Source organism: Hyphomonas oceanitis SCH89, from assembly GCF_000685295.1.
Lineage (GTDB): Bacteria > Pseudomonadota > Alphaproteobacteria > Caulobacterales > Hyphomonadaceae > Hyphomonas > Hyphomonas oceanitis.
In genome coordinates, this window is the sequence record NZ_ARYL01000001.1 from 286,423 (window position 1) to 312,161 (window position 25,739).

General features: G+C 60.0%; 21 protein-coding genes. 4 read left to right on the forward strand and 17 right to left on the reverse strand.

Annotated elements, in window-relative coordinates:
* Positions 1-142 precede the first annotated feature (142 nt).
* Positions 143-544, forward strand: coding sequence for a helix-turn-helix domain-containing protein (locus HOC_RS21650; protein ID WP_084146069.1), 402 nt, complete (start codon positions 143-145; stop codon positions 542-544).
* Between the two features lie 21 nt (positions 545-565).
* On the opposite strand, the gene HOC_RS01390 is transcribed toward HOC_RS21650, so the two are convergent.
* Together HOC_RS01390 and mutS are read right to left on the reverse strand one after the other, a co-directional pair.
* Positions 566-817, reverse strand: coding sequence for a hypothetical protein (locus tag HOC_RS01390; protein WP_035535027.1), 252 nt, complete (start codon positions 815-817; stop codon positions 566-568).
* 146 nt (positions 818-963) lie between these two features.
* Positions 964-3,675, reverse strand: a complete 2,712-nt coding sequence (mutS, locus tag HOC_RS01395) for a DNA mismatch repair protein MutS (RefSeq protein WP_035535029.1) — start codon at positions 3,673-3,675, stop codon at positions 964-966.
* Between the two features lie 180 nt (positions 3,676-3,855).
* On the opposite strand from mutS, the gene HOC_RS01400 reads away from it, so the two are divergent.
* Positions 3,856-6,132, forward strand: a complete 2,277-nt coding sequence (locus tag HOC_RS01400) for an NADP-dependent malic enzyme (RefSeq protein WP_035535031.1) — start codon at positions 3,856-3,858, stop codon at positions 6,130-6,132.
* Positions 6,133-6,134: 2 nt separating this feature from the next.
* Here the strand turns inward: HOC_RS01400 and HOC_RS01405 are convergent, their stop codons facing one another.
* The 6 genes from HOC_RS01405 to dusA all read right to left on the reverse strand — a co-directional run bounded on the left by HOC_RS01405 (position 6,135) and on the right by dusA (position 14,388).
* Positions 6,135-7,886, reverse strand: coding sequence for an MFS transporter (locus tag HOC_RS01405; protein WP_035535033.1), 1,752 nt, complete (start codon positions 7,884-7,886; stop codon positions 6,135-6,137).
* A complete protein-coding gene (locus HOC_RS01410; RefSeq protein ID WP_035535035.1) occupies positions 7,883-9,373 on the reverse strand; it encodes an ATP-binding protein in 1,491 nt (496 codons plus the stop codon). Before HOC_RS01410 ends, HOC_RS01405 begins: the two co-directional genes overlap by 4 nt.
* A gap of 45 nt (positions 9,374-9,418) precedes the next feature.
* Positions 9,419-10,966, reverse strand: a complete 1,548-nt coding sequence (locus HOC_RS01415) for a YifB family Mg chelatase-like AAA ATPase (protein ID WP_035535036.1) — start codon at positions 10,964-10,966, stop codon at positions 9,419-9,421.
* Positions 10,967-11,199: 233 nt separating this feature from the next.
* The gene (locus tag HOC_RS01420) at positions 11,200-12,141 is read right to left on the reverse strand and encodes a hypothetical protein (RefSeq protein ID WP_035535038.1); all 942 of its coding nucleotides are present in this window, start codon (positions 12,139-12,141) and stop codon (positions 11,200-11,202) included.
* On the reverse strand, positions 12,141-12,959 hold the full coding sequence (locus HOC_RS01425) for a hypothetical protein (RefSeq protein ID WP_035535041.1): 819 nt from the start codon (positions 12,957-12,959) through the stop codon (positions 12,141-12,143). Before HOC_RS01425 ends, HOC_RS01420 begins: the two co-directional genes overlap by 1 nt.
* A gap of 466 nt (positions 12,960-13,425) precedes the next feature.
* Positions 13,426-14,388, reverse strand: coding sequence for a tRNA dihydrouridine(20/20a) synthase DusA (gene dusA / locus HOC_RS01430; protein WP_241766840.1), 963 nt, complete (start codon positions 14,386-14,388; stop codon positions 13,426-13,428).
* Positions 14,389-14,538: 150 nt separating this feature from the next.
* Between dusA and HOC_RS01435 the strand changes: the two genes are divergently transcribed.
* On the forward strand, positions 14,539-15,597 hold the full coding sequence (locus tag HOC_RS01435; RefSeq protein WP_035535045.1) for a site-specific integrase: 1,059 nt from the start codon (positions 14,539-14,541) through the stop codon (positions 15,595-15,597).
* An 8-nt stretch (positions 15,598-15,605) separates the two neighbouring features.
* Here the strand turns inward: HOC_RS01435 and HOC_RS01440 are convergent, their stop codons facing one another.
* Positions 15,606-16,019 (reverse strand): ribbon-helix-helix domain-containing protein, encoded by a 414-nt coding sequence (locus HOC_RS01440; protein ID WP_051624406.1) that lies wholly within the window; start codon positions 16,017-16,019, stop codon positions 15,606-15,608.
* Between the two features lie 2 nt (positions 16,020-16,021).
* Complete coding sequence (gene traG / locus HOC_RS01445; RefSeq protein WP_035535047.1) at positions 16,022-17,974, reverse strand: IncP-type conjugal transfer protein TraG; 1,953 nt, start codon at positions 17,972-17,974, stop codon at positions 16,022-16,024.
* A 333-nt stretch (positions 17,975-18,307) separates the two neighbouring features.
* On the opposite strand from traG, the gene HOC_RS01450 reads away from it, so the two are divergent.
* Positions 18,308-19,096, forward strand: coding sequence for an 8-oxoguanine DNA glycosylase (locus HOC_RS01450; RefSeq protein WP_084146070.1), 789 nt, complete (start codon positions 18,308-18,310; stop codon positions 19,094-19,096).
* Between the two features lie 7 nt (positions 19,097-19,103).
* Here HOC_RS01450 and HOC_RS22070 read toward each other — a convergent pair whose 3' ends face one another.
* The 7 genes from HOC_RS22070 to HOC_RS01485 form a co-directional block, all read right to left on the reverse strand.
* Positions 19,104-19,775 (reverse strand): nitroreductase family protein, encoded by a 672-nt coding sequence (locus tag HOC_RS22070; protein ID WP_156950335.1) that lies wholly within the window; start codon positions 19,773-19,775, stop codon positions 19,104-19,106.
* Complete coding sequence (locus HOC_RS01455; protein ID WP_035535049.1) at positions 19,759-20,355, reverse strand: 7-cyano-7-deazaguanine synthase; 597 nt, start codon at positions 20,353-20,355, stop codon at positions 19,759-19,761. Before HOC_RS01455 ends, HOC_RS22070 begins: the two co-directional genes overlap by 17 nt.
* Positions 20,352-21,548, reverse strand: a complete 1,197-nt coding sequence (locus tag HOC_RS01460) for a PfkB family carbohydrate kinase (RefSeq protein ID WP_035535051.1) — start codon at positions 21,546-21,548, stop codon at positions 20,352-20,354. The genes HOC_RS01455 and HOC_RS01460 overlap by 4 nt, the downstream gene beginning before the upstream one ends.
* Positions 21,549-22,174: 626 nt before the next feature.
* Positions 22,175-24,118 (reverse strand): DUF3363 domain-containing protein, encoded by a 1,944-nt coding sequence (locus tag HOC_RS01470; RefSeq protein ID WP_035535053.1) that lies wholly within the window; start codon positions 24,116-24,118, stop codon positions 22,175-22,177.
* 210 nt (positions 24,119-24,328) lie between these two features.
* Complete coding sequence (locus tag HOC_RS01475) at positions 24,329-24,826, reverse strand: S26 family signal peptidase (protein ID WP_051624410.1); 498 nt, start codon at positions 24,824-24,826, stop codon at positions 24,329-24,331.
* The gene (locus HOC_RS01480; RefSeq protein ID WP_241766843.1) at positions 24,823-25,065 is read right to left on the reverse strand and encodes a helix-turn-helix transcriptional regulator; all 243 of its coding nucleotides are present in this window, start codon (positions 25,063-25,065) and stop codon (positions 24,823-24,825) included. The genes HOC_RS01475 and HOC_RS01480 overlap by 4 nt, the downstream gene beginning before the upstream one ends.
* 178 nt (positions 25,066-25,243) lie before the next feature.
* Complete coding sequence (locus tag HOC_RS01485) at positions 25,244-25,567, reverse strand: DUF736 domain-containing protein (protein WP_035535055.1); 324 nt, start codon at positions 25,565-25,567, stop codon at positions 25,244-25,246.
* Between the last annotated feature and the right edge of the window lie 172 nt (positions 25,568-25,739).

Below are 25,739 nucleotides of genomic sequence, written 5' to 3' on the forward strand. Positions count from 1 at the left end.
ACAACTATCATTCAAAAATCCCTATAGGGATCGCTCGCGAGGCGCAAAAACGCGACGTATTGCCGCTTAATGCCGCTTTTATGTAACAAATCTGCCGAACACGCTTGTCCTCTATAACATATGCTAGATAGTGGGTTTTATAATGTTGAAATCAGAGAATAATTCCGGCCACGATGCCCGAAAGCCAACTGATGCAGATCGCTTCGTTGGCCAGCAATTGCGTCAGGGACGCCGCGAAATGGGCCTTACCCAAGATGGGTTGGCCCAAATCCTTGGCGTTACCTTCCAGCAAATCCAAAAATATGAGGCTGGTCACAGCCGCATGTCAGCAGGTCGCCTCCGGGAGGTGGCGATTGCGCTAAAAAAGCCCATTAGCTTTTTCTACGAGCCCTTTGAATCGACGGGCCGCAAGTCGCATGCCGCAGAGACACGCCTTCGGGTCAAGGATCTCCGGCGCGACGCAAAGAAGCTGATCGACCAGATTGGTGACGCCGACGACCTGCAGGTCGCCGTGCGCCTTTTGCAGGCCCTCGAGACAAACTGACGTCAGACGCGATCGTTACCGTCAGGCTGACGCAATACCGACACCGGCAGCCATAAGGCGGGATTCAAGCAGCCACCTATAGGCCGCTGCATAGGCGGCGCCGAGGGTGGTTTCCAGCTCATGGGACGTATTCGGGTCGGTCGCACCAGCGTCGCCAACAATGCGGATCACGCTCGCAAGGCGGTCCACGGTCTGTCGGGCACTCTCCAGCTCAATCCGTATCTGCGCACGGCAGACAGGTATTTCTGTTGAATTTCCTGACTTGTTGGACATCGTGACACCTCCATGTAACTGGCATTCCCGGAGTGCGGCACCCTTCAGGCGCCCCTCACAGGAACCCCTGCCGACGACGCAATAGTCGCCAGCTGGAAATTACATTAGTGTCATGATGGCTCGCGTCCAATAAATTCAAAGATTGCTTATATTTTTTTTGTTTCCGCTATCATTTTGTATACGATATCCAGCGCATCGCGCGGTGTCAGGGCATCAGGATCCACATCTGCAAGAATACGGAGCAATTCAGAGTCTGCCTCAGGCGGATCAAAGGATTCGGCGGACGGAGCATCTTCTGCAAAAGCAGCAAAAAGCGGCAAGCTCTCGGCGGCAGCGGGATCAGCTTCAAGCCGCTTCAATATCTGAGCTGCACGCGCGACGGCCCGTTTGGGCAGGCCGGCAAGGCGCGCCACCTGCACGCCATAGGAGCGATCAGCCGGCCCCGCTTGCACCTCGTGCAGGAAGACAAGATCATTCTTCCACTCACGCGCCCGGAGGGAGGCGTTTGCTGCGCCGGGCAGGTCTTCAGCGAGCTGCGTCAGCTCATGGTAATGCGTGGCAAAGAGGGCCCGGCAGGCATTGACGCCATGCAGATGCTCCACCGCCGCCCAGGCAATGGCAAGGCCATCATAGGTCGACGTGCCCCGGCCGACTTCGTCCAGGATAACGAAACTGTCGGGCGTCGCCTGCGTCAGGATCGCGGCTGTCTCCACCATCTCGACCATGAAGGTCGACCGGCCGCGCGCGAGATCGTCCGACGCACCGACGCGCGAGAACACCCGGTCTGCAAGGCCCAGCGTAATGGATCGGGCGGGCACGAAGCAGCCCGCCTGCGCCAGGATCACCGCCAGCGCGGCCTGCCGCAGATAAGTCGATTTACCCGCCATGTTCGGGCCAGTGACCAGCAGAAGGCGCGGCGCCCCCTCCCCGCCCGCATCAAGCGACAGGTCATTGGCGGTAAAGCCCTTGCCGTCACGCCTGAGCGCCGCTTCGACCACTGGATGCCGCAGGCCAACAGCGGCAAATTCCGGCGCATCGGCAATCACTGGCCGCACCGCATCGCACTCGACCGCCCACGCCGCATTGGCCGCCGCAACATCGAGATCGGCCAGCGCACCAGCGGATACGGCCAGCGCTTCATTGAGGTCATCAACACGGCCACAGAATTCATCAAACAGCGCCGTCTCGCGGCCCTTGGATTCTTCCTCCGCCCGCGAAATGCGCCCTGCAAGGTCTGACAGCTCACGCGTCGAGAAACGCACATTACCGGCCAGCGTCTGGCGATGGATGAATGTCTCCGACAAGGGCGGCGCCAGCAGCGCCTCGCCATGTCGGGCCGGCACATCAATGAAATAGCCGAGCACATTGTTGAACTTGATCTTCAGCGCCGAAATGCCGGTCTCACTGGCATACCGCGCCTGCAGTTCCGCAATGATCCGGCGACTGTCATCCCGCAGCCCGCGTGCTTCATCCAGCGCTGCGTCCCAGCCCGGTGCAATGAAGCCGCCATCGCGCGCCAGCATGGGCAGGCTTTCGTTCAGCGCACGTCCAAGGTCTGCAGCGAAGGTCTCCAGCGCTGGCGCATTGTCCAGTAACAGCTTCTCGACGGCCCCCGCGAGCCGGGCGGTCAATCCGCCATCCATCGCAGAGAGGCCACGCGCAGCAGCATCCCCGGCTGCAAGGGCCCGGCCAATGGCCTGCAGGTCACGCGGGCCACCGCGCCCAAGACGCAGCCTCAGGCGCGCGCGTTCGATATCAGGCGCCGCCTTCAGCCGGGCGCGCAAACGCTCCAGCATGTCGGCATCATCGACCAGCCAGGCCACAGCCTCCAGCCGCGATTCGATCTCGGAACGGTCCAGGGATGGACGCGAAAGATGCGTCGCCAGCAGGCGCGCGCCCGGGGCGGTCACCGTCCGGTCGATCGTGCCCAACAACGACCCGTCCCGGCCACCGCTCATCGAACGGTCGATCTCGAGGCTGGCGCGCGTGGCAGGGTCGATCGCGACATGCCCCCTTACCGGCGGTCTTTGTGGCGCATCCAGCCTGATATCCGCCCCGGCCTGCGTCAGCTTTACATAATCAAGCAAGAGCCCGATCGCCGACAGCTCCGCCTTGCTGAAATCACCAAAGGCTTCCAGCGCCGCCACGTCGAACGTTTCCTTCAGCAGGTCCTCGCCGGACTTGGGCGTCGCGGCGCGCGCGGGCCGCTCGGTCAGCGGGGCACGCGATGCCTCGGCCGCCGCCGCAATCGCCGGTCGGTCCATATCGCCGCTACTGACCAGCAATTCATTCAGCGGCCAGCCGAGCAGCATGTCCGCCAACGCACCCGGCAGGACCGGGGCGACATCAAACCGGCCTGTCGACACATCACAGACCGCTATCGCCGCTTCCGTGCCGCCCTTGGCAAGCGCAATGGCGGCCAATGCCTGCCCCTGCCGCGCGGGAAGCAGCGAATCCTCGGTCAGCGTGCCGGGTGTGACAATGCGGACAATGTCGCGATTGACGATGGACTTCGACCCACGCTTCTTGGCTTCGGCCGGGCTCTCGGTCTGCTCGCACACGGCGACACGCGCACCGGACTTGATCAACCGTGCCAGATAGCCCTCGGCGGCGTGATAAGGCACGCCCGCCATAGGAATTGGTTTACCATTGTATTCCCCGCGAGCTGTCAGCGTAATATCGAGGATTCGGGCTGCTTCGACCGCGTCATCGAAGAAAAGCTCATAGAAATCGCCCATTCGGAAGAACAGGAGTGCTTCAGGATGGCGCTCCTTGATACCGAGATATTGCGCCATGAAAGGCGTCGGCTCGCTGCCCTTGGCAGCGGCCTGTTTCGAAGGGGGAGCAGTGTCAGCCATGGTGGCGGACGCTAGCGCCTCGCCAGTAGATTCGCAAAGCGTTCGCACTGCGATTGGCCATCAAATCGCCTGATTACGTGACCACATGGTCCACATTTGCGGTTGGCACGCTTGGCCACGGGGCCTAGGGTCGACCGCTAGCGTTCATTCTCACTCGTTAGCATCGGACTACCCCTCTCCATGACCTCCAAGCGTCCTAGCTTCACTGATCAGGAAGCACTCGATTTCCATTCCAAACCGACACCCGGCAAAATCTCCATGGCGCCAACAAAGCCCATGGGAACGCAGCGCGACCTGTCGCTGGCCTACAGCCCCGGTGTTGCGATTCCGGTACTGGCAATCGCGGAAGACATCGACAAGGCCTATGACTACACGTCCAAGGGCAACATGGTCGCGGTCATTTCCAACGGCACCGCGATCCTCGGCCTCGGAAACCTCGGCCACATGGCCTCCAAGCCGGTCATGGAAGGCAAGTCCGTCCTGTTCAAACGCTTCGCCGATATCGACAGTATCGATGTCGAAGTGAACACGACCGATGCCGAAGACTTCATCCGCACCGTCCGTAACATTGGCGACACATGGGGCGGCATCAACCTCGAGGATATCGGTTCGCCCGATTGTTTCATCATCGAGAGCCGCCTGCGCGAAGAGCTCGATATTCCGGTCTTCCATGATGACCAGCACGGCACAGCCATCATCGCCGCCGCCGGCATCATCAATGCGTGCCACATCACGGGCCGCGAACTGAAGGACCTGAAGGTTGCCGTCTCGGGTGCCGGCGCGGCCGGCCTCTCGGTCGCAGGTCTGATCCGTCATCTCGGCGTCAAGGCCGAGAATATCCTGATGTGCGACTCCACCGGCGTGGTCTATGAAGGCCGCACCGACAAGATGGACCAGTTCAAGTCTGCGTTTGCGGTGAAAACCTCCAAGCGCACGCTGGCGGAAGCCTGTGAAGGCGCCGATTGCCTCCTCGGCCTCTCGGCCAAGGGTGCTGTCTCCAAGGCCATGGTCAAATCCATGGCCAAGAACCCGATCATCTTCGCCATGGCGAACCCGGATCCCGAAATCACGCCCGAAGAGATCAAGTCGGTGCGTGACGATGCGATCATCGCGACAGGCCGCTCGGACTACCCGAACCAGGTCAACAACGTCCTCGGCTTCCCTTACATCTTCCGCGGCGCGCTCGACGTGCGCGCAAGAAGCATCAATGAGGAAATGAAGGTCGCTGCCGCCCGCGCGCTGGCTGAGCTGGCACGGGAAGACGTGCCGGATGAAGTGGCCGCTGCCTATCACGGTGCGCGCCCGAGCTTTGGCCGTGAATACATCATCCCGACCCCGTTCGATCCGCGCCTGATCAGCTTCATTCCGCCTTTCGTGGCGCAGGCCGCCATGGACACAGGCGTTGCCCGCAAGCCGATTGCCGACATGGACGCCTACCGCGCCTCGCTGGCCCAGCGCGCCGATCCGGCTGCCGCCTTTATCCAGGGTGTTCAGGCCCGCGCTCGCGACGTGCAGCGCCGCATCGTGTTTGCAGAGGGGGAAGAGCCCGCCGTCGTGCGCGCCGCTTTCAGCTTCAAGAACCAGGGCCTTGGCCATCCGATCCTGATCGGCCGCGAAGCCCAGGTCGAGCGGACGATGGAACAGATGGGCGTGCCGGCCGGTACGCTGGAAATCATCAATGCCCGCCTCTCCGACAACAATCCCATCTACACAGACTTCCTCTATGCCCGCCTGCAGCGCGATGGCTACCTGAAGCGCGACGTACAACGTCTCGTGAACCAGGACCGGAACATCTTCGGCTGCTGCATGCTGAAGAATGGCGATGCTGATGGCATGGTCACCGGCGTGACCCGGAATTACGACGTGGCCCTCAGCGATTCCCGCCTGGTGCTCGACGCGCTGCCGGGCAAGGCGCTGATTGGCATGTCCATGGTCATCAACCGCGGCCGCACCGTGTTCATCGCCGATACAAGCGTGACCGAACTGCCGCAGGGCGATGACCTTGCGAATATCGCACTGGAAGCCGCCGCCGCCGTGCGCGCCATGGGCTTTGTCCCGCGTGTTGCCTTCCTCTCCTACTCCACCTTCGGCAACCCGATGGGCGAGCGCGGCGAGAAAGTGCGTGAGGCCGTCGCCATTCTCGACGAGATGGGCGATGTCGACTTCGAATACGAAGGCGACATGAACGCCGATATCGCGCTCAACCCGGGCCATTCCCTGCTCTATCCGTTCTCGCGCCTGAAGGGCCCTGCCAACGTGCTGGTCATGCCGGCGATCCACGCCGCGTCGATCTCGACCAAGCTGCTGGAATCCATGAGCCGCGCGACCGTGATTGGCCCGATGCTGCTCGGCCTTGAAAAGCCGGTGCAGATTGCCTCACTCGGCGCAACGGTTGGCGATATCGTCAATCTCGCGACGATTGCCGCCTATGACGTGGACCGCGTCCACCCAGACTAGGCCTAGTCGTCCTGATCCAGAACAAGGCTCGTGGCATGACTGGTGTCACGGGCCTGACGGATCCATTCAAAGATCGACAGCACGACGGCGACACCGCCGAGCCAGAACGTGATCATGAAGACTGAATAATAGCCCTGCCGCTCAATGATCTCGCCGAGCCATGGCCGTCCCAGCGTTCCGATCAGCATGGTGAGCGACGCCAGCAGCGCATATTGCACAGCCGCAAAGCGCGGGTTCACCACCGACGTCAGGTAGGCCGTGATCGCCACCAGCGCGAAACCACCCGCAAGGTTCTCGGCAAAAATGGTGACCATCAGGCGCGCCATGCGCTGGCCCTGGTCTGCGGCGACAACATCGGGTGAAAGCTTCGCCGCCCAGTCCGCCAGCGCGCTGAGCGGTGGGCCGAGATGAGATACCTGCAGGAAACTGTCGAGCACGACGGCGCCCGCTGCGAGGTCTGCATAGAGCAGGTTCGTCGCCGCTGCGACAACGCCACCGACGAAGAAGACCGGCATACGGCCAAGGACGGCAATTAGAACAGCCCCCAGCAACGACCCGAGAATGGTCGCAATGACACCAAAGAACTTCGACGCAATGGCCACATCGTCCAGCGAATGGCCGAGCGCACCGAACTGGTCTCCCAGATAGAACGGATACGCAAAAGCGCCCCACACGGCATCGGTAAAGCGATAGGTCAGCGCCAAAAGCAGGACCAGAACAGCGCCCCATTTGAGGCGCGAGATCAGCTCCATAAGCGGGTCAAAGATCGCCCGGAAGAGATTGCGCAGCACGGAATCCGCGCGCGTCTCATTGGCAATACGCACTGGCGTTTCAGCTGCCTGCGCCCCGAATCGGAAGACGAGAATGGCTGACACGATCGCTGGCACAAGCACGGTCAGCCCGACAATCCATGGGCCTTCCGAGCGCACAAATGTACCGCCGGAGGGCGGCGTCGCCGAGAACAGGGCCTGCATCACGAAAGTGAGGATCATGACAAAGCCGATCAGCCAACCGATCGACACGACTGTCACGGCAGGTACGGCCACACCGCGCTGTAGGCTGGGCAGGAAGGACAGCCGGTCAGCATTGGGCTTTTTCGAACTGGCCGGTTCCGGCGCAATGATGCTGCCGATCATCGACAAAGCGAGTACGAAGGCGACCATCAGGAAGGTAACCGTCCAGCCCGCACGCGCTGCCACCAGCAGCGCAATGAAACCGGAGATAAAGCCCGCCGACTTGTAGCCGAACTGGTAGAGGGCGGACATGAGGTCCTTGTCTTCATCGGACCGGGCGACCTCGATGCGCCAGGCATCCAGCACGATGTCATGCGTCGGTGAGATCAGCGCAATGGCCAGCGCAATCAGCGCAACAAGGCCGATATTGGCCGCCGGGTTCGTGAAGGCGAAAATGGCAATCAGGATGACCATGACGCCCTGCAACAGCAGGAGCCATGACCGCCGCCCCCCAAGAAATCCGGTGATCGGCGCAGGCCGGGCCGTCTGGAAGATTGGCGCCCAGAGATATTTGAAGGAATAGCCGAGCGTAAGCAGGGATAGCGTGCCGATCGTTGACGGCGTGATCCCGAGCTTAGTGAGCCAGGCATTCAGCAGGCCCAGCGTAACGCCCATTGGCAGGCCCGCCGCGAAGGCGAACAGGGCCATCGCGGCCATGCGCCTGTCGCGCAGGGCCTTGAGGGCGCGCACAGCGCGGGGCGGTTTTTTCAGCGGCGGAGGTGGGATCGCCGCTTCGCTCATGCGGCGCCTGCGGCGGGACGTTTCGGGCTCGTCCAGCGGATGGCCAGCATGCGCAGGGATTCAGCGTCCAGCGGCTTGGCCACGACCTTGTCAGCGCCCGCAGCCACGGCGCGACGCTCGATATCGGAATTCACCTCGGCGGAAACCGCAATGATCGGCACGCGTGAGCCCCCTGCCCTTAGCTGGCGCATGGCCTCGAAGCCATCCATCACGGGCATACGCAGATCCATCAGGATGAGTGCGGGGTTCATATTGCCTGCGGCCTCCAGTGCCTCACTGCCTGTAGACGCGACTGTGACGGTAAATCCCGCCGATTCCAAGGCGCGGCGTGCAATCAGCGCGTTGACCGGGTTGTCATCCGCAATCAGGACGTGGCCGGCGCCGGTCTGCGCCTCTTCCTCTTCATGCGCCTCGCCGCCTGCGCGCACGAGAAAGATACGTTCCGCCAGAGATGATGTGCGTAGCGGGCGCACGAGCCAGCCGACGCAGCCCAGCAAGCGAAACCGTGGCAGCGCGCCACGGTCTTCCGGTCGCAGGACGACCAGCGCAGGCGCCATTTTGGCATAGGCCCGAACGGTCGCTTCCGGCAGGTCGGCGCCGATCAGCATGACATCAACGCCTTCCGGCAGCTGGCCGCGTGACGGATCAACGAGGATTGGTGCGGCGTTGACCTCCTCAAGCGCAGCGGCAATGGAAAGGCTCGTGACAAGCGGCAGGCCAACAAGACCCACACGGCCACCGAGGTTCACATGGGTCGCATCGGGATCCACACCGGTGCGCGCAAGCGGCAGGAAAACAGAGAACGCCGTGCCCACGCCCGGCAGGCTGTGCACATCGATGCGGCCGCCCAGCAGATCTGTCAGACGCTTGGTGATGGCAAGGCCAAGGCCGACGCCGCCATCCTTGTAGGCATCCGCGCGGCCAGCCTGGTGGAAGGCCTCGAACAGGTGCGCGAGATCGTCCTTTGCGATGCCGGGGCCGGTGTCGATGATGCGGAATTCGAGTCCGTTCTCGAGGGCCGTTATGTCCAGAAGGACGCCGCCCTTCTCCGTAAACTTCAGCGCATTACCGACCAGGTTGAACAGGATCTGCCGGATGCGGCCCGAGTCGCCCGAATAGGTCGGCATGGGCAGTTGCGATTTGCGGGTGGCCAGGTCGAGCCCGGCGGCATGAGCGCGGGGGCTCAGCAATTCGATTACTTCACGGCCGAGCTGGGCGGGGCAGAAGCTTTCGGCTTCCAGCTCCACGGCGGAAGCATCGAGCCGGGCATAGTCGAGCACATTGTTCAGGAGTTCGAGCAGGCGGGCGCCGCTTTGCTTGATGACTTCGGCATATTCGCGCTGGGAGGGCTGGAGATCGGTTTCAAGCAGCAGCGACACGGTACCGAGAATGCCGTTGAGGGGCGTGCGAATCTCGTGGCTCGCCGTGGCGAGGAAGGTTTCCTCGGGCGAAGGGGACGATTTGGGCGTGTCGGATGCGTCAGTCATAGGGAGGAACCCTAGGTTCAAGGCTTTAGCATTCGTTTAATGCGCCTAGCGCGCGAGGGCATCGGCCTGGACGCCTTCGGCCTGCCCCGGCGCGCGGCGGCGATAGGTGAGCGCCTCGGCAATGTGGAGACGGCGCACGCCCGTGGCACCATCGAGATCTGCAATGGTTCGGGCGACTTTGAGGACGCGGTGATAGCCGCGCGCGGTGAGCTGGAGCTTGACAGCGGCATCGGCAAGCAGGGCCGCGCCGGGGGCATCGGGCGCGGCGAGGCGCTCAATGTCGCCGGTGGGCGCATCGGCATTGACGGGGCGGCGTTTGTCGCTGGTGATCTCGCCGAAGCGTTCCGTCTGGATATCGCGCGCCTTCCGGACGCGGGCCTTGACCTCAGCCGTGCCTTCGGCGGCGGGCGGCAAAGCCAGATCGACGGCCGTAACGGGGGGCGTGTCATAGTAGAGATCGATGCGATCAAGGAACGGACCGGATAGGCGCGACTGGTAGGTTTGGGCACATTTCGGCCCATTCGTGCAGGCCGCTGCGCCCGGGCCGCCCCCGCAGCGGCAAGGGTTCATGGCGGCGACGAGCTGGAAGCGGGCGGGATAGCGCACATGGCGATTGGCGCGGGCGACGACGGCTTCGCCCTCCTCCAGTGGCTGGCGGAGGCTGTCGAGCACATGGGCCGGAAATTCGGGCAGTTCGTCGAGGAAGAGGATGCCGTGATGGGCGAGCGAAACCTCGCCGGGCTTGGCCTTGATGCCGCCGCCGACAAGGGCGGCCATGGAGGCCGAATGGTGCGGCGCGCGGAAGGGCCTTGTGCGCGAGAGGCGCCCGCGTTCGAGGAGGCCCGCGATGGACTGGATCTGCGAGACTTCCAGCAGTTCGCGCGCCGAGAGCGGCGGCAGGAGGCCCGGCAGGCGCTGCGCGAGCATGGACTTCCCGGACCCCGGCGGGCCGCAGAAGAGGAGGTTGTGCCCCCCCGCAGCGGCAATTTCGAGGACGCGTTTGGCCCCTTCCTGGCCCTTTACGTCCCGCAGGTCGGGCCCGGCAGGCGGCTCGGCCAGCACACCGGCGGCGGGCGGGCCGATGACGGCGCGGCCGGTGAAATGATTGATCAGGGCGATAAGGCTCGGCGCGGCGAGGACGCTGCCGCCGGCCCAGGCGGCTTCCCCGCCGCAGGGGGCCGGGCAGATCAGTTTCAGGTCCAGCGCCTCGGCGGCCATGGCGGCGGGCAGCACGCCGAGCGTTTCGCCGAGGCGTCCATCGAGCGACAGTTCGCCTATGGCCGCGTGGCCTTCCAGCATGTCGGGCGGGATGACGCCCATGATGGCCAGTATGGAGAGCGCAATGGCGAGATCGTAATGACTGCCCTCCTTGGGCAGGTCTGCCGGAGCGAGATTTACGATGACGCGCTTGGGCGGCATGGCGAGGCCCAGCGCGGCCAACGCCGCGCGCACCCGCTCGCGGCTCTCGGTCACCGCCTTGTCGCCAAGGCCGACAATGTTGAAGGCCGGCTGGCCGCCCGTCAGCTGAACCTGCACATCGACAGGCTGCGCCTCAACGCCCTCGAACGCGAATGTCGTGATGCGGCAAACCATGTGCGCCTTTCCCCGTCAGCGGGAAAAGCGTTAACACACGTTAACGAACAAAGGAAGAACGAATTTGGGGCGTAGGGTGCATGCACGCCAAAGGCTGCAATGCACATTTCACGTGGCAGAGGCGGTGCATTGCGCTGCGCTTAATACACCCTACAGAGATGCAAAACATTGCTCCAATAAGGCATTCAACCAAACAGCACCCAAAGCCGGACAGAGCGCCCGAAGAAGCGATATCAACGCGAGGCGGCAGGAACCGGGATCGTCGATTCCGGCAGGTCCATGACGAAGGCTGCGCCTGTCGCGAAGCCAGACAGGATCCGGTAGGCCAGAACACCCTCCTTCAATGCGAGAATTTCGATTTCGGCACCATCGTATTTGATCCTTGTCGGGAAGGCCTGATCGGCCTTGATGACAACCGGATCGGCTTGAATGGGCACCGGCTGATCGCCCGACAAATAGACTGGCTTGATTTGCGCCCCGTCTTCAGTGGACAGGAACCTCAACGCGATATTCGGCATGCCGGACTTTTCCGAAACCGTGGACTCAATTGCCCGAAACCGCGCAGGTTCGGAAACCTCGTAGGTCAGCTGCGGATCCCACCTAAAGAGCTTCTGGTAGGGTCCGGACGCTGCGGAGACGCCGATATTGTCTGACACAAAGAAAAAGACCGACGATGACCGCGCGCCAAGATCCTGTGCGACTTTGGACAGGTCAATCTTGCCGGCGATCTTCTCAAGCACAAAGCACACCTTGCCCGACCCCTTGGCGCCCGGATTCAATCTCGGTGTCCACTCCGCCGGGCGATCGAACGAACAGGCGACCAAGGCGTTTTCCTTTCCGACGCTGACGGCCGGATAAAAGGTCAGACCTTCTGTCAGTTCGACTGAGCGCGCCTGGACAGCCAGGCTGACATCGCCGGTCGGCGTAACGGTATTCTCGAGGACCATGACCGCGACGCTCTGTACTAATTGGCGCAGGATGACCTCGCCCGACTTTGCTGTCCTGATTGTCGATTCCAGCGGCGCATCCAGATCCGCGATAAGGGATGGGTCGACGGATTGTGTCGCGCCCAAAGGATAGACCTGGTCCGGTGTAAGCGAAACACAAGCGGACAAGACGGCACCGGCCAGGCAAAGGCCGATGAAATGAAAAGCATTCGATATGGGATAGGTCATCAGTCTGTCTCCCCCGGAACGTCAAGATTTTCTGGCTTGTTTTCTACATTGGCGATCGCGGCCGCAATGGCGGCCTTGTCCGCATCATCCGGCGGGACATCGCTACCGGCTTGCCGAAGCCGGTTCACAACGATTGTTCCTGGCTCGGCAACGCTGCACGGCTCGGAGAAAAAGCCGCGAGGGGTCTTCGTCCAATGCGTTTCCAGCGCGGGATAAACGACGCGGGGGGCGCCTTTCAGGTCGGGATAGTTCTGCCGTGTCTGCTCGAACTGGGCGAGGACATCTGCTTCCGAAAACTTCGCGGACACGCGCGTTACGGTTCCCGGGGGATAGGCATCGCGAGACGAGAGGATATTGATCCCGGGCTGGATTTCGAATGTCGCCGCGCCGTCATTCCGGCACAGCGACGCCGTTCCGGAGGAAACGCCGTTGAATGTATTCCACGTGACATAGCTGGCCACGTAAGTGCCGGGCTCGACCTTCTTGATCAGAAAATTGATTTCGTCATGGAGCACCCAAAAGGATGACTTTCCCCCTTCGGGGCGCTTCATCTTGTCGCCAACTCCCCAGACGGCGAAGCCCAAAGTGACTTCGTCACCCACGAATTCACGCTTGTCCTCCGTCAGGCGCTGAAACTGATATCCGCCAGCGGTGGCAATCGGGCCGATGGCGAAAATCAGTATTGCCTCATCCGCCGCATTGCTGGTGATTGCCGCCTGTCCGGGAGCGCTTTCATCCAGCCCAAGGCCGATATTTGTAGGCGCCGTTGCACACCCGGCCAGCAAAACTGCCAAGGCGAAACCCACAATTGTTCTCATGATGACCCCTCTTCACGCCTCCCAGGTAAAGCCCGGCACTGATCTACCCAAATCAACATGCCGCGCATTTAGCTAACGCCTCAGCCGAGAAAACGCGCAAGATGTTTCTTGCTCCAGTCCGATTTAATTCCAACACGGACCTCGCCGGTGAAACCCAGCACCAAAAGCCGGACAGGGCGCTGCCCTTCCGGTTTTGCTTTGCTTGCAAGGTCCTTGCGGATGGGCGGCGGCGCCGCCTGGGGCAAGGCTGGTAGTTCAAGTGTAATTGGATGGTGTTGCGCCCTGCCGTGCACAGCTGGTCGCCGTCCCATCCGCGCGGGGCAGGCAAAATGCCCCGGACCCTGTCGCCCGAGGGGATCCGGCGACGGATGAAAGTATAGGCGCATTGTGGCGGGGGCGGAGAGACGCGGGCGATTTTGCCGGAGGCGCAGCAGGTTGCAGCGCGGATTGTGTGGGAGAGGCGGCTTCAGACTTCGGTGAGATTGACCGCATGCCCCGTGATCGCTTCGACGGCAGCGTCGAGCACGTCGAGCCCTGCGCCGGGCTTGGGCGCGCGCTCTGACAGGACACGGCGCCAGGCGCGGGCCCCGGGCTGGCCATTGAACAGGCCAAGCATGTGGCGCGTCATGGCGTGGAGGCCTGTGCCGCGTTCGAGCTGGTCGGCCATATAGGGCATATAGGCGATGATCGCGTCATGGGCCGAGACAATCGGGGCGCCTGCCCAGCCGAAAGCTGCGTCGACCTCGCCCAGCAGTGACGGGTTCTGGTAGGCCGCGCGGCCGAGCATGACGCCATCGAAGACTTTCAGGTGGGTGCGGCATTCCTCGATCGTGGTGATGCCGCCATTCAGCGTGATGGAAAGGTGCGGGCGCTCTGCTTTCAGGTCTGCGACGAGGCCATAGTCGAGCGGGGGGATGTCGCGGTTTTCCTTGGGGCTGAGGCCTTTCAGCCAGGCCTTGCGGGCATGGACGGTGAAATGCGTGCAGCCCCCGGCGGAGACCTTGTCGATGAAGGTGAAGAGGGTTTCGCGGGCGGGCATGTCGTCGATGGCGATGCGGCATTTGACGGTGATGGGCAGGTCTGGCTCGGCTGCGCGCATGGCAGCGACGCAGTCTGCCACGAGGTCAGGCTCTGCCATGAGGCAGGCGCCGAAGCTGCCGGACTGGACGCGCGAGGAGGGGCAGCCGCAATTGAGGTTGATCTCTTCATAGCCCCAGCTGGCGCCGATGCTGGTGGCGCGTGCCAGTTTGGCTGGGTCAGAGCCGCCGAGCTGGAGCGCGGTGGGGTGGTTGTTGGGGTCCTGACGCAGCAGGCGGTCGGGGTCGCCATGGATGACGGCGTCGGCGGTGACCATCTCGGAATAGAGCAGCGCACTTTTCGTCAGGCAGCGATGGAAGGCGCGGCAATGCGCGTCGGTCCAGTCCATCATAGGTGCGACAGAAAATCTATGTACTTGATTTTTATTCATTTTTTCAGTAGTTTCAAAGGACTATAACGAGAACGTGTGCAATTCGTGTGCACTGATTTGCACGCGTTTGTACCGGTTTTGATCCCTCTGTGCACACGGAGCGCACACGAAATGTCGTCAATCACGAAGCTTCCTTCCGGCAATTGGCGGGCACAGGTCCGCCGCAAAGGACGGTATGTCTCCCAGTCATTCCTGCGCCGCAAGGACGCCGAAGAATGGGCACTCAAAATGGAGCGCCGGGTGGACCGTGGAGAAAGCGTCTCCAAGCACCGCCCGGACCTTATAAACACGGTTGCCGATCTCGTCGATCTCCACATTGCCGACATGCTGGATGTACGCAAACCGCTGCGCCGTTCGAAGGCATACTCCCTGAACAAGCTGAGAGACGATATCGGCCACTTACGCCTTAACCAGATTGAGCGAGAGAGGATCATCGAGTTCGCAAGGGATCGCCGGAGCGAAGGTGCCGGCCCCGTCACCATTGCCATGGACATCTCCTACCTGAAGACCATCATGCTGCATGCGACCGCTGTTCACGGCGTGCCCCTTCAAGTCGAACAAGTTGATCTTGCGCGGGTGGCTCTCTTCCGGCTCGGCCTTGTCGGAAAGGGCCGTGAGCGTGACCGGCGCCCGACACAGGAAGAACTCGACCAACTCATTGCTCACTTCGAATCCAATGAACGCCTGAAGTCACCCATGGCCCGGATCGTAAAGTTCGCGATCGCTACCGCGATGCGCCAGTCAGAAATCTGCTCAATCGAATGGTCGGACATTGATGAGCGCAAGCGTACGGTTCTTGTCCGCGACCGCAAGGACCCTCGCAACAAGGATGGAAACGACCAGCGTGTGCCGCTTGTCGACCTGGCGGGATATGACGCGTGGGCATTGCTTGCAGAACAGCGCGCATCCCGGCCCACCAAGGGCCGGATATTCCCATACAATCCGCGTTCGATTGGCACAGCGTTCCGCCGCGCCTGCCAGGAACTAGAGATTGAAGACCTGCACTTTCACGATCTTCGACATGAAGGGACCAGCCGACTGTTCGAAGCGGGTCTCCAGATCGAACAGGTTGCGCTCGTGACAGGCCACAAGGACTGGAAAATGCTGAAGCGATACACCCATCTCAGTGCGGACATGATCGTCAATTTTGCGCGCGGCCGGAGTGCCTAATCGCTAAACTAGTCCAGATCGTCATGTTCCAACGGAATGCGATCCGCCAAGGAACCCTGCCCGGATACTTTTCGGGCAACCTGTTCGATGAAGAAGTCAAACCGGCGCTGCCCGAGCGCATGAGCCGCATCACGGTCCCCTTCCGGAATCGGATCTGTGCGCGTGAGCCAATAGAAGACGTAATGTGCGAGTGTTTCCATCGTCAGAGTGACGTCTCGCTCAATCTTGCCCTGCCGCGCATCGAAGGCATCCATGCGGCCGATAAGTCGCGCTTCCAGCCCCCGATCCTCTTCCGGGAACAGGAACTGCTGCAGTGCGGCTTCCAAGATCGCTGTTTTCGTCACGCCTGGACGTTCCGCTGCTGCGCAGAGCGCATCGTTCAGTTTGGGTGACAGTCTCAGATTGGCGCGCGGTTTGGGCATAATCAGAAATCCGGCAGCATGTCTTTGTCGCCGCGATCCATGGCGACGGCGCGGCGAACCGCGTCCAGGTGATCGGCATCACCGGCATCCTGTGTATCTTCCAGATCCGGCTGTTCATCGCTGGCGACGTCCTTGCTGCGCAGTTCGGGAGCCAAGGCAAGTTCCGGAACAGTTTCCAAACCGCCATCCGAGCGCTCACCGCCACTTCGCCGACTACCGTCGCCCTTCGCATCAGCCAGAGAGGTATCGCTCCATTCATCATACGAAGAGCGTAGACTAAGTTGTCTGGGCGCGGGGGGAATGACACGATCAACAAAACTCCGATCGGCGTAGTATCGAAGCTTTTGCGCCCTGACGGGTGGTGCACCGGACACCATGACCAGTTCGTCAGCCGCCGGCAGCTGCATAATTTCGCCGGGCGTGAGAAGCGGTCGGCTCGTCTCCTGCCGCGAGACCATCATGTGAGCCAGCCATGGCGCCAGCCTGTGCCCCGCATAGTTTTTTTGCGCGCGCAGCTCTGTCGCCGTTCCGAGCGCCTCTGAAACCCGTTTGGCGGTCCGCTCATCATTCGTCGCAAAAGCGATGCGTACGTGACAGTTGTCCAAGATCGAATTGTTGGGACCGTAGGCCTTTTCTATCTGGTTCAGGGATTGCGCAATCAGGTAGGCCCGGATGCCGAACCCCGCGATGAACGCCAAAGTCTGCTCAAAGAAGTCGAGTCGCCCGAGCGCCGGAAACTCATCCAGCATCAGGAGCAATTTGCGTCGTGCCGGGTCCGGCTTTTCTTCTGTCAACCTTCGTCCGATCTGGTTGAGTAGCAAGCGCATAAGAGGCTTGGTGCGCGACAGATCTGATGGCGGACACACTAGGTAGAGCGAAACAGGCCGGTCCGCACCGACAAGATCAGCAATGCGCCAATCACTTGCACCCGTGACAGTCGCGACGACCGGATCCTGATAGAGATCCAGAAAACTGAGCGCTGTCGACAAGACACCCGAGCGCTCGTTCTCCGATTTGTTCAGCAGTGACCTGGCCGTCTGTGCGACAACTGGATGCACAGAACGTCCCTTGTGCCGCGTGCTCATCATTGCGGTGAGAGTCGCCTCAAAGCTCCGCTTTGGATCAGACAAGAAGCGGGCACACCCCGACAGCGTCTTGTCCGTCTCAGCGTAGAGGACATGAAGGATAGTTCCGACAAGGAGTGCATGTCCGGTCTTTTCCCAGTGGTTGCGCCGTTCGAGACTGCCTTCGGGATCAACCAGAATATCGGCAATGTTCTGCACATCGCGCACTTCCCGTTCGCCCCGCCGCACATCGAGCAGGGGATTGTAACGCGGTGACGAGGGATCGGTCGGATCGAACCTGATGCAGGTGCTGAATAGCGCTCGCCAGCCCGAGGTCAGGTCCCAATTCTCTCCCTTGATATCGTGAATGACCGCGCTGCCGGTCCAGGACAGGAGCGTCGGGATCACCAGCCCCACCCCCTTCCCCGACCGCGTGGGCGCAAAGGCCATGACATGCTCAGGCCCTGCATGCCTCAAATACCGCCCCTTCCACCGGCCGAGAAAAACTCCAGCGTCCGAGAAGAGACCGGCTGATTTCATCTCCTGAACCAACGCCCAGCGCGCCGACCCGTAGGTAGTGACATTCCGCTCATGTCGGCTGCGCATCACCGATCCGATGACTGCCGCCAGGATACCCAGACCGCCTCCACTTAGCGCAATCAGTCCTGCCCGGTTAAACACATCCGGCGCATAGGCCTCATAGGCATACCACCACTGATAAATCCGCCAGGGTTTGTAGACAGGTAGATCTACCACTACGAACCAGGGCCGCCCCAGAGCGGCCTGAAAATCCAGCGCCTCCGCTGCCCATTGCGTAGCTGCCCAAGTCGCACCAACAACTATCGCAAGAACGCCAACGATCTGACCCAGAAGGATTTTCGTGGGTGACAATGGAAGGCTCCTAGCAAGTGGGCTGGAGCATGACGTGCACGGCACAACCTGAATAGTGGCGCTCGAAGCCTATTCCGGCAAACCAATGCATTAGGACAACGCCGGAACGCTCTACTCCTTAATTGTCCAAACTTGAGTTTCAGAGCTAAGAAAGGTCACACCCTCGTGATAACCGGGGGACCAGCGGATCGCAGATCAGTGGGCTCAGCTTGAACCACATACAAGTCTCTTATGTCGTGCTGGCGGCACAAAAGGAGTCCATTTCAGAATCAAACCCGGAACGTTAAATCCCAATAAATCCAAGCACAAAATTCCCATTGATTCTCGGTACAAATGATGATTCGCACGGCTATGGATCATTCAAATTATTTGCAATCTGCTTGGGCACACACCGGTGCAGAATTAGTGGCTATTAATCTGCCGGGACCCGAAGTCGAGCTCCTTCCTGGTGTGGTCTGGGGCCGAGCAGAGGACTTGCTCACCGCAGCGTTCTGGAAATACCAAGTCCAGATGCAACGAGAAGCAGAACGATATACACAATTCAAGTTGGGGCGGTCGCTGCTCGAAGAAGTAGCAGTATGTTTGCTCGGAGGGTATGGAATGCCCGCTGAGTTGGGGCTGGCTGCGTTTGAGAGGCTAAAAAGTGGTTGCTTGTTGGATGGGCGAGCATCGCCTGAAGCAATTGAAGATGCGCTCTCCGAACCGTTTCTAGTAACAGGTAAGGCTCGCAAATATCGCTTCATCAGGCAAAAGTCGCGGTACCTATCCGCAGCCTTGTCGAGTCTAGCGTCTCGCGATGTTCCAAAGGAGGCAGTGGCGCTACGCGATCATTTAACTTCCATGAACGGCATTGGCCCTAAAACAGCCTCCTGGATAGTAAGAAATCATCTTGGATCGGATGATATTGCGATTCTTGACGTTCATATCATCCGTGCAGGAAAGCATATGGGTATCTACGATGGTAGCGCTGACCCTAATCGTCACTACTACCTCATGGAAAGCAAGTTTTTGGAGTTTTGCACTGCGATTGAAGAGCCCGCGAGCCTCGTAGATGCCATCATGTGGGACTACATGCGCCGGCTCGGTCGCGTTGCCCGAATAAGCGAAGAAGTGGTGCACTGAACACGGGTCAACGTCCGAAAACCGCTAAACCGAGTGCCGCAAAATCCTCGTGTGGTGGCCCCAAGGACTGCAGCGCCCCCGTGCCAAGCTGCCCGAGTGGGCAAAAGCCGTAACCGTACGCGTGAGCTGCGAGTGAGCAAGACTGCAACGCCGCTCCGGCATCTCGCCAGAGGAGCGATTCCGCTTCACGATAGTGAGACGACACAACCCGGCGATCACCAGCAAGTAAAATTACGTGTCCTTTGGCGTTCGCTTGAATGGCCAGAGCTTCTGTGACGGCCTCTTCTAAACCTGCCGGGTTCAGTACCTTTAGCGTAACAAATTTGTTCGGGCGATCACAATACAAGATCGGAGCGTCGACGTCTGGTCCAGACAGAATAATTACATCGATTGGATGCAATGCGCCAGCTGAGATAAATGCCTTTCGGGCTAGTCCAGAGAGTGCATTTTTTCCCATCAGTTGCGGCGCGAAGAGGTGTTGAATGAACCCACGTGTTTCTCGTAGCGACACTGGGTCGAATACTCGCCGCGTCCGACGGGCCGTAAAAACGTCGTCGAAATACCTGTCCGTTGAAAACGGCACGCGCACGCTGAGAAGTTCAGAAGAGGCTTCCCATCCTGATTTCTCAACGATCCGAGTTACGTTGCCTCGAGGCGTTGGTTCAGTAGGCGGACCCATTCACCGCCTCCATCGTATCATAATGTTTTCGACAACCACGACAGAAACCACAGGCAAACTCAGCGACATGGCATGAATGCGACCAAGCCAAAATATCCATAGGCACTTTAGATGTCCGCACCAGCTCAACAGCATCAAAACCGATAGCAGGTGCTTCAACAGCCAATTCTCCTTCTTGAAGTGCAAATAGTTCGTTCATGGCATCGACAAAGACCCGAGTCCCGTCGGCATGAAAGCCATCTGACTTTAGCGCACCGATCATCATTCGATTCACACCCTCCGCGTGACATCGCATTGCTGCGACGGTGAGAAGGAATTGATTTCGGTAGGGCCACCATTCGCTTGCAGGTGCGCCCGATACCGGTGGTTGGTCAGATAGGTCGCCGCTTCCAAGTGCGGCGATGTCCACTGTCAATATCTGATGTTCGATGCCCAGGCTCGAACAAACAGCCGATGCGGCTCTGATTTCACCAGGAGCGGGCCTCTGGCCGTAGTCTATAGTAATGGCAATATTTGGCATCTTCCAATACGCGATTGAAACAGAGTCCATTCCTCCGGATAGGAGCAGAGCCGTCTTCATACCCGCCACGCCAATAAATGCAGAGCACTGATGAAATCCTGATGAATGGTGCAGCCAGCGCCAACCGGCAACTTCATGTCGACATCTCTAACATTCTGCGCAACGCAGAATACAGGCGTCTTTTCTCGAACCGCATAGCCAATTTCAAATAGGGTTCCGGGGCTTGAACCATTCAAAATCGCGAAGACAGCGTCGCACGTCTCTAATCCTTCTAAGTCCAGCCGAACCACTTTTTCAGCAGGTCCTCGACCGACATCGTGAACAGGACTGAAAACTTCCATGCCCATCTGCCTCATGATTGAACGGGCTTCGTTTATGAGAATTCGCTGTCCGAGTTCTCGAAAGGGACCAGCTAGGTATATGCGCCCCTTGTTCAAAATTACCGGGTCACGAACATGAGCGTCAGCATCTTCAGGCGAAATCATTGGGAGCGCGCGGGTTTCGACATAACTTGCCACTGCATTTGAGGCATAGCGGGCGGCATCAACAGGTTCTGAACGCTCTATCGCCCAAGCATAAGCAAATGCAGCAACGAAGACATCCCCCGAGCCGATCGTAAAGACAGAGTGCGCTTTGTAGGCCGGGACTTCGCCGAGCACGCCTTTTCGGCCAATGACAATCGCCCCCGATAATCCGTTTTTCACAACGACGAGCTCGGCATTCTCGCTTTCTAACACCGCTTTCGCTGCTACCTCGCCTCGAAGGCCAGACAATTTTTCAATCTCATGGGCGTTGGCAACAATCACAAGCCGCTCAGCTTCACCTCCCGTGTGTCGAAACCCTACTGGACTAGTAGGTGATTGAGGGTCGTATACGCACATGCCTGCGCGGACCTTGGGAACACATTCCATCATGCCAAACGAAACCGCTATGTCAGCTTCGACCTCAAATGGTGAACGGCGAGCGATTGCATCTGGTGAAGGACTGATAGCGGGATCAGCCAAGCAGTGTATGTAATCAAATCCAATAAGCTGATCGCCTGGATGCGAAAAAGTTTGAATCCCAAACGCATCAAGATTGGCTAGTATCCGATCCGCACGGTCATCACTCGGAAGGACTGTGTGTAGTCTGACAGTGTCTACATGATCCGACAATGCCGCCGCCGCACGACCTGCCGACCCGAATATCTGATTCCATTCCGGAAAAGCGCAACGTTCTCCATAGACACCGCCAACGACATCAATTTGTGTCATGCCGGACGGATCTCAATATCCACACGACCGCCCACAACTGATTTGACCTCGGCCTCGTAGGAGTAACCGCTCTCGAGGCACGCGATAATGTCAATTAGTTTTGGGGAAGTGATTGCCCCCGCTACAAGACCGGCCGCGGTCTTTGCCACAACACGCTTACGCGGAGTTGTTTCAAGCTCGATATGCAGGATATCCATTGCAGAAAGAGCCGAAACGACCGCCGCGACTGGCGAGTTCAGTGCCGTTAACTCGACGATAGCGCACTTGTCGTTCTCTCCGCCTCCACCCCCCCCGGTCGGCGCACGCCAATCATCGCTGCTACTTCCACTGCCTCCGCCTCCAGACATGTTTACCTCCTAAACTGTAAAGTTATCGGTACTTCTACCTCAAGGTGTCCCGATTCGGAAGATTTTTTGGTATCCGGTCAGGTGCTTAGGTGATGAGGCGCGATCTAAACCGCTGGAAACATAGACACCACGAATTGTAGTCTGACAGTTCAACTGTCTTCTGCTCGAAATTATCTGCAAACTTCGTCCCTCAAACAATTGGGTATTGCTTCGTGCTAAAAAAGTAATGTCTATTTACACTGTCGCTACCGGCCATGATGGTTGTCGCTCAACAATCAGCTAGCGTGTAAGGCCTTTTGTTCGGGAGAGAGCTGTCGAATACTCCAACCCTCGCGCCGTTTGATACACCGCGATTTCCCGTCCGAGCTGCTGGACCAATTGTCGTCGCCAAGGCACAAGCACAAACTCCTTCCCATTCCCGACCACCGCCATCCTCCCTTGCGCCAAGTCGACGGTCGTCTGCATCGTCCCGCGAAAGCTGCCCCCAGGCTGAAGCTCAGCCGCGCCCTGCCCCGTTCGCCGCGCCACATCTTTCGACGCCGTGAGTAATTCCTCCATTTTCAACTTAACCAATACTTCTTCCGAGACCCGTGCCTCACTCTGCGCCAGCACCCCCTGCCCGCGCAAAAAGTTCAGCCGCGCCCGTCTCTTGGCCGCCAATTCAACCTGTCCCATTCTCCCGTCTGAAGCATCGTCGAGCGCATCGAGCCAGGTCGCCCCCGGATTCTCCAACTGTTCACGGACACTGATCCAGGATCGAACTACGATCTGAGCACCGCCTGCGCGTGTTCGTTCGTAACCACCTGCACGTTCTAAGAAATCTGCTCCAACTGACCACGACCCATCCGAACTCCGGATCACCACTCTTGCCCGCCTCAGCGCCTCCAGCCGCCGCTTGTGCGCGAGTCGATAGGCGGCGCTCGATCCCGGCTCCGCCGCAGCATGCAGCGCGTCAGAATAGATTCCGCCTGACCGCTCCGCGATCCTCGCTATTGTTCGATCTGACGCACGCGGCTCGCTAATCGCGGTCGACACTTCGACAATCGCCCCTTTCGGCGGCATGCTTCCGGCACCAAGCCCGGCTGCATCAACATGCCAGGTCCCGCCATCGAACTCCCGCACGAGCAAATATCGCGTATCGCGCAATTCATCGGCTGGGCCTGATGCAATCACTTCTCCAAGAACGGGGCCCGTGCCCGGCGCCCTCGTCTCGAACATCTTCAGGTCATCGATCCGCGCCTGCGTGTGGGACGCTGACAAGGTCCGGATAATATCCCCCCTGCGGCCCATCTGCCGAAGCGTATCGGCCCACCCCTGCTCCATCTGGTATTGACCGGCACTCATCCGCGATGCGAGCCGGAGACCTTCAAGATGCTTCAGCCGGGCAAGTTTGAGCGACCGCTGGAACCGGTCCGCACTCGTAGAGGGTGGCGGGATCGCGACAATCCCCTCACGCGCCTCGCTCAGCAGTTGACGATCAATCCCTGTAAATCTGTCCTGGCTGATCTCGCTCTGACGGGCTCGCATGATTTCAAGATCTCGGCGTGGGCCGAGCGTTTGGGTAACGATATCCTCCGCCTGCCGCCGCAGGCCTTGTGTCAGGTATTCGCGGGCGATGATCAGATCGCGTCCGAGCTGGTCCTTGCCCCGAATGACGATATGCGTGTGAGGATGGCCGGTATTGTGATGATCGACAGCCAACCAGTCGAGGCGCGTTCCGAGATCACTTTCCATCCGGTCCATTAGCTGACGCATGTTTGATTTGAGATCACCCATCTGGTCGCCGTCTTCCGGCGATACGATGATCCGAAATTGGTGGCGGTCGCTTTCGCTACGTTCAAGGAATTCCCGCGCCCCAATTCCCTCTTCCCGTGAGGAGTACAATTCACCGCCACGCCCGTCCCGATCTACGCCGTCACGCTGGAGATATTTGAGATGGGCGTTGAAGACCGCGCGCCCGGCGCCGGATTTCGACCGGGCGATATGCACTTTGACCATGACACGCCGCATGCGGTGCCCGGGCAGCCGCAGGCCTCGGACAGACGCCATGCGTCCGGCCACCGCGCCGCGCCCATATCGGCTTCCGGTAAAGCCTGGCTTTCCCTTCGGTTTCGCAAGGCGGGCAGCAACCTTCGCGACACGCTGCCGGAACCGCTTGCCACCTGCGGCGCCCACATCCCGGATACGTCCCAGGCGCGGCGTGAAATCGTCCTCGGCGCTCATCGCCTGTGCACCTGCTGACTCGCCGTCGATTCAGGCAACTCAGTCAATCCTGTGCCCCTCGAAAACCTGCAAGAGGCACCGAAAATCAGATGTGCAGACAAGGCACTAACCAGCGGTTGGTGCCACAGCTTTAATCTTGCCCTACCGGGTCCGCTCTCCAGATCCTTGCTCACGCTAGCATCGCCTTGACCCCGCTTGCGCCGGGTTAGCCTAATTCGTTTTCCAGAGGAGGACGGCAACGCCGTCCAGGTCTTCGCGTTTTGTCGGGCCGAAGTATCGGCCATCAAGCGAGCGCGGATGCGGATTTAGGAGAAATACGTCATCGTCTTTCAACACGACGCAGCCACTCCACGCTGGCAATTCGCGGCCCAGATGATCGACAGACAGTGCTGTCGCGACGTGCTTTGCGTTCACAGAAATGAGGTCCCCATGCCTGCAGACTTCATCGCCGGGCGTGGCGGCAATCTGCTTGATCAGTGGCCAGTCCTGCCCAACAAATCCCTTCGCCTCGGCCCATTCCGCTTCACCGCTTCTGGCTGAGATAACGACCCATCGCCCGTGGGTGAAGGGGGCGTCACTCAGCCAGTAGAGGCCTTCCGGCGCGCTAGCGGTGCGGTTCCAGATCAGCCTTGCCTGAGGATCGAACATGAAACCGGTCAGGCTGACCAGAACGGCACCGGAGGCGACAATCGCCGACGCTTTTCTCATTTCGTGCGCTGAACACGTGAGGAGGTTGACGAGAACATCTGCGCTTCCGACCAGGCGAGAAGGCTTGCCCTTGTGTAGAAAACGCGGGTGCCGTGCTTGCGATAGATCGGCCCGCGTCCTTCGCAGCGATAATGGTCGAGCGTCGACCGCTTCAGCCGCAGGAATGCGGCTGCTTCCACAACGTTGAAAAGGTCATTGTCATTGGCCGCCATGGGCAGCGTCTTGTCCTGTTTATTCATCGGTATCTCCTTTCCTGAGGTTTTGTCCGATGCGATCAGAATGCCGCTTGCTGCGCCGATTTTGAGAGGAAAAATGCGCCCCCGCAATTTTTCCCCGCCGAGTTTACCATGCCGCAGGCACGCGTAAGCCGCCCCGGAGAAGATCTCCGGAGCGGCTCTGTGGCGATGAAATTGAGGCCTAGTCCCGCGGGTTCCAGAGGATCACGTGCCGGCCTTTCTTGCCTTTGACCGGGGCGAGATTTGCGTAGATCTTGCGCGGGCCGATCTGCGGGTCTGCAAGGGTGATCGAGACATAATCGCGTCCCGATGCTTTCGCCTTGCGCATCCAGCCGCCGCCGATTTCTGTCGCGGTGTCTCCGGCGAAGATGCGGTAGTCTGGCTGGCCGTCTGCGGCCTTCTCACCATTCTTCTCGATGCGGATGGGGCTCGTGAGGTTCATCATTGCGAGGGCGCCTTCGAAGCCGGTTTTGGTCTCAGAGACATATCCGAGTGCGTTTGCCATTGTGTCGTTCCTTTCGTTTTTGCTCTTGTCTCGGGGACCCCTTGTCCCCGTCGACGCCGGACCGTCCGGACGGCGCAGGACGGGTTTGAACCGCTTGCGGGCGAAACGTAGTGGAGCACCGGCCTGGCGCTGAATTTTGACGCGCGAGGAGCCGCAAAGCGGCGGGGAAAAT

What these genes read in the sequence shown, in the direction of transcription:
- HOC_RS21650 (WP_084146069.1), top strand. Translation starts at nt 143, where the DNA reads ATGTTGAAATCAGAGAATAATTCCGGCCACGATGCCCGAAAGCCAACT.
- HOC_RS01390 (WP_035535027.1), bottom strand. Translation starts at nt 817, where the DNA reads ATGTCCAACAAGTCAGGAAATTCAACAGAAATACCTGTCTGCCGTGCG.
- mutS (WP_035535029.1), bottom strand. Translation starts at nt 3,675, where the DNA reads ATGGCTGACACTGCTCCCCCTTCGAAACAGGCCGCTGCCAAGGGCAGC.
- HOC_RS01400 (WP_035535031.1), top strand. Translation starts at nt 3,856, where the DNA reads ATGACCTCCAAGCGTCCTAGCTTCACTGATCAGGAAGCACTCGATTTC.
- HOC_RS01405 (WP_035535033.1), bottom strand. Translation starts at nt 7,886, where the DNA reads ATGAGCGAAGCGGCGATCCCACCTCCGCCGCTGAAAAAACCGCCCCGC.
- HOC_RS01410 (WP_035535035.1), bottom strand. Translation starts at nt 9,373, where the DNA reads ATGACTGACGCATCCGACACGCCCAAATCGTCCCCTTCGCCCGAGGAA.
- HOC_RS01415 (WP_035535036.1), bottom strand. Translation starts at nt 10,966, where the DNA reads ATGGTTTGCCGCATCACGACATTCGCGTTCGAGGGCGTTGAGGCGCAG.
- HOC_RS01420 (WP_035535038.1), bottom strand. Translation starts at nt 12,141, where the DNA reads ATGACCTATCCCATATCGAATGCTTTTCATTTCATCGGCCTTTGCCTG.
- HOC_RS01425 (WP_035535041.1), bottom strand. Translation starts at nt 12,959, where the DNA reads ATGAGAACAATTGTGGGTTTCGCCTTGGCAGTTTTGCTGGCCGGGTGT.
- dusA (WP_241766840.1), bottom strand. Translation starts at nt 14,388, where the DNA reads ATGATGGACTGGACCGACGCGCATTGCCGCGCCTTCCATCGCTGCCTG.
- HOC_RS01435 (WP_035535045.1), top strand. Translation starts at nt 14,539, where the DNA reads ATGTCGTCAATCACGAAGCTTCCTTCCGGCAATTGGCGGGCACAGGTC.
- HOC_RS01440 (WP_051624406.1), bottom strand. Translation starts at nt 16,019, where the DNA reads ATGCCCAAACCGCGCGCCAATCTGAGACTGTCACCCAAACTGAACGAT.
- HOC_RS01450 (WP_084146070.1), top strand. Translation starts at nt 18,308, where the DNA reads ATGATGATTCGCACGGCTATGGATCATTCAAATTATTTGCAATCTGCT.
- HOC_RS22070 (WP_156950335.1), bottom strand. Translation starts at nt 19,775, where the DNA reads ATGGGTCCGCCTACTGAACCAACGCCTCGAGGCAACGTAACTCGGATC.
- HOC_RS01455 (WP_035535049.1), bottom strand. Translation starts at nt 20,355, where the DNA reads ATGAAGACGGCTCTGCTCCTATCCGGAGGAATGGACTCTGTTTCAATC.
- HOC_RS01460 (WP_035535051.1), bottom strand. Translation starts at nt 21,548, where the DNA reads ATGACACAAATTGATGTCGTTGGCGGTGTCTATGGAGAACGTTGCGCT.
- HOC_RS01470 (WP_035535053.1), bottom strand. Translation starts at nt 24,118, where the DNA reads ATGAGCGCCGAGGACGATTTCACGCCGCGCCTGGGACGTATCCGGGAT.
- HOC_RS01475 (WP_051624410.1), bottom strand. Translation starts at nt 24,826, where the DNA reads ATGAGAAAAGCGTCGGCGATTGTCGCCTCCGGTGCCGTTCTGGTCAGC.
- HOC_RS01480 (WP_241766843.1), bottom strand. Translation starts at nt 25,065, where the DNA reads ATGAATAAACAGGACAAGACGCTGCCCATGGCGGCCAATGACAATGAC.
- HOC_RS01485 (WP_035535055.1), bottom strand. Translation starts at nt 25,567, where the DNA reads ATGGCAAACGCACTCGGATATGTCTCTGAGACCAAAACCGGCTTCGAA.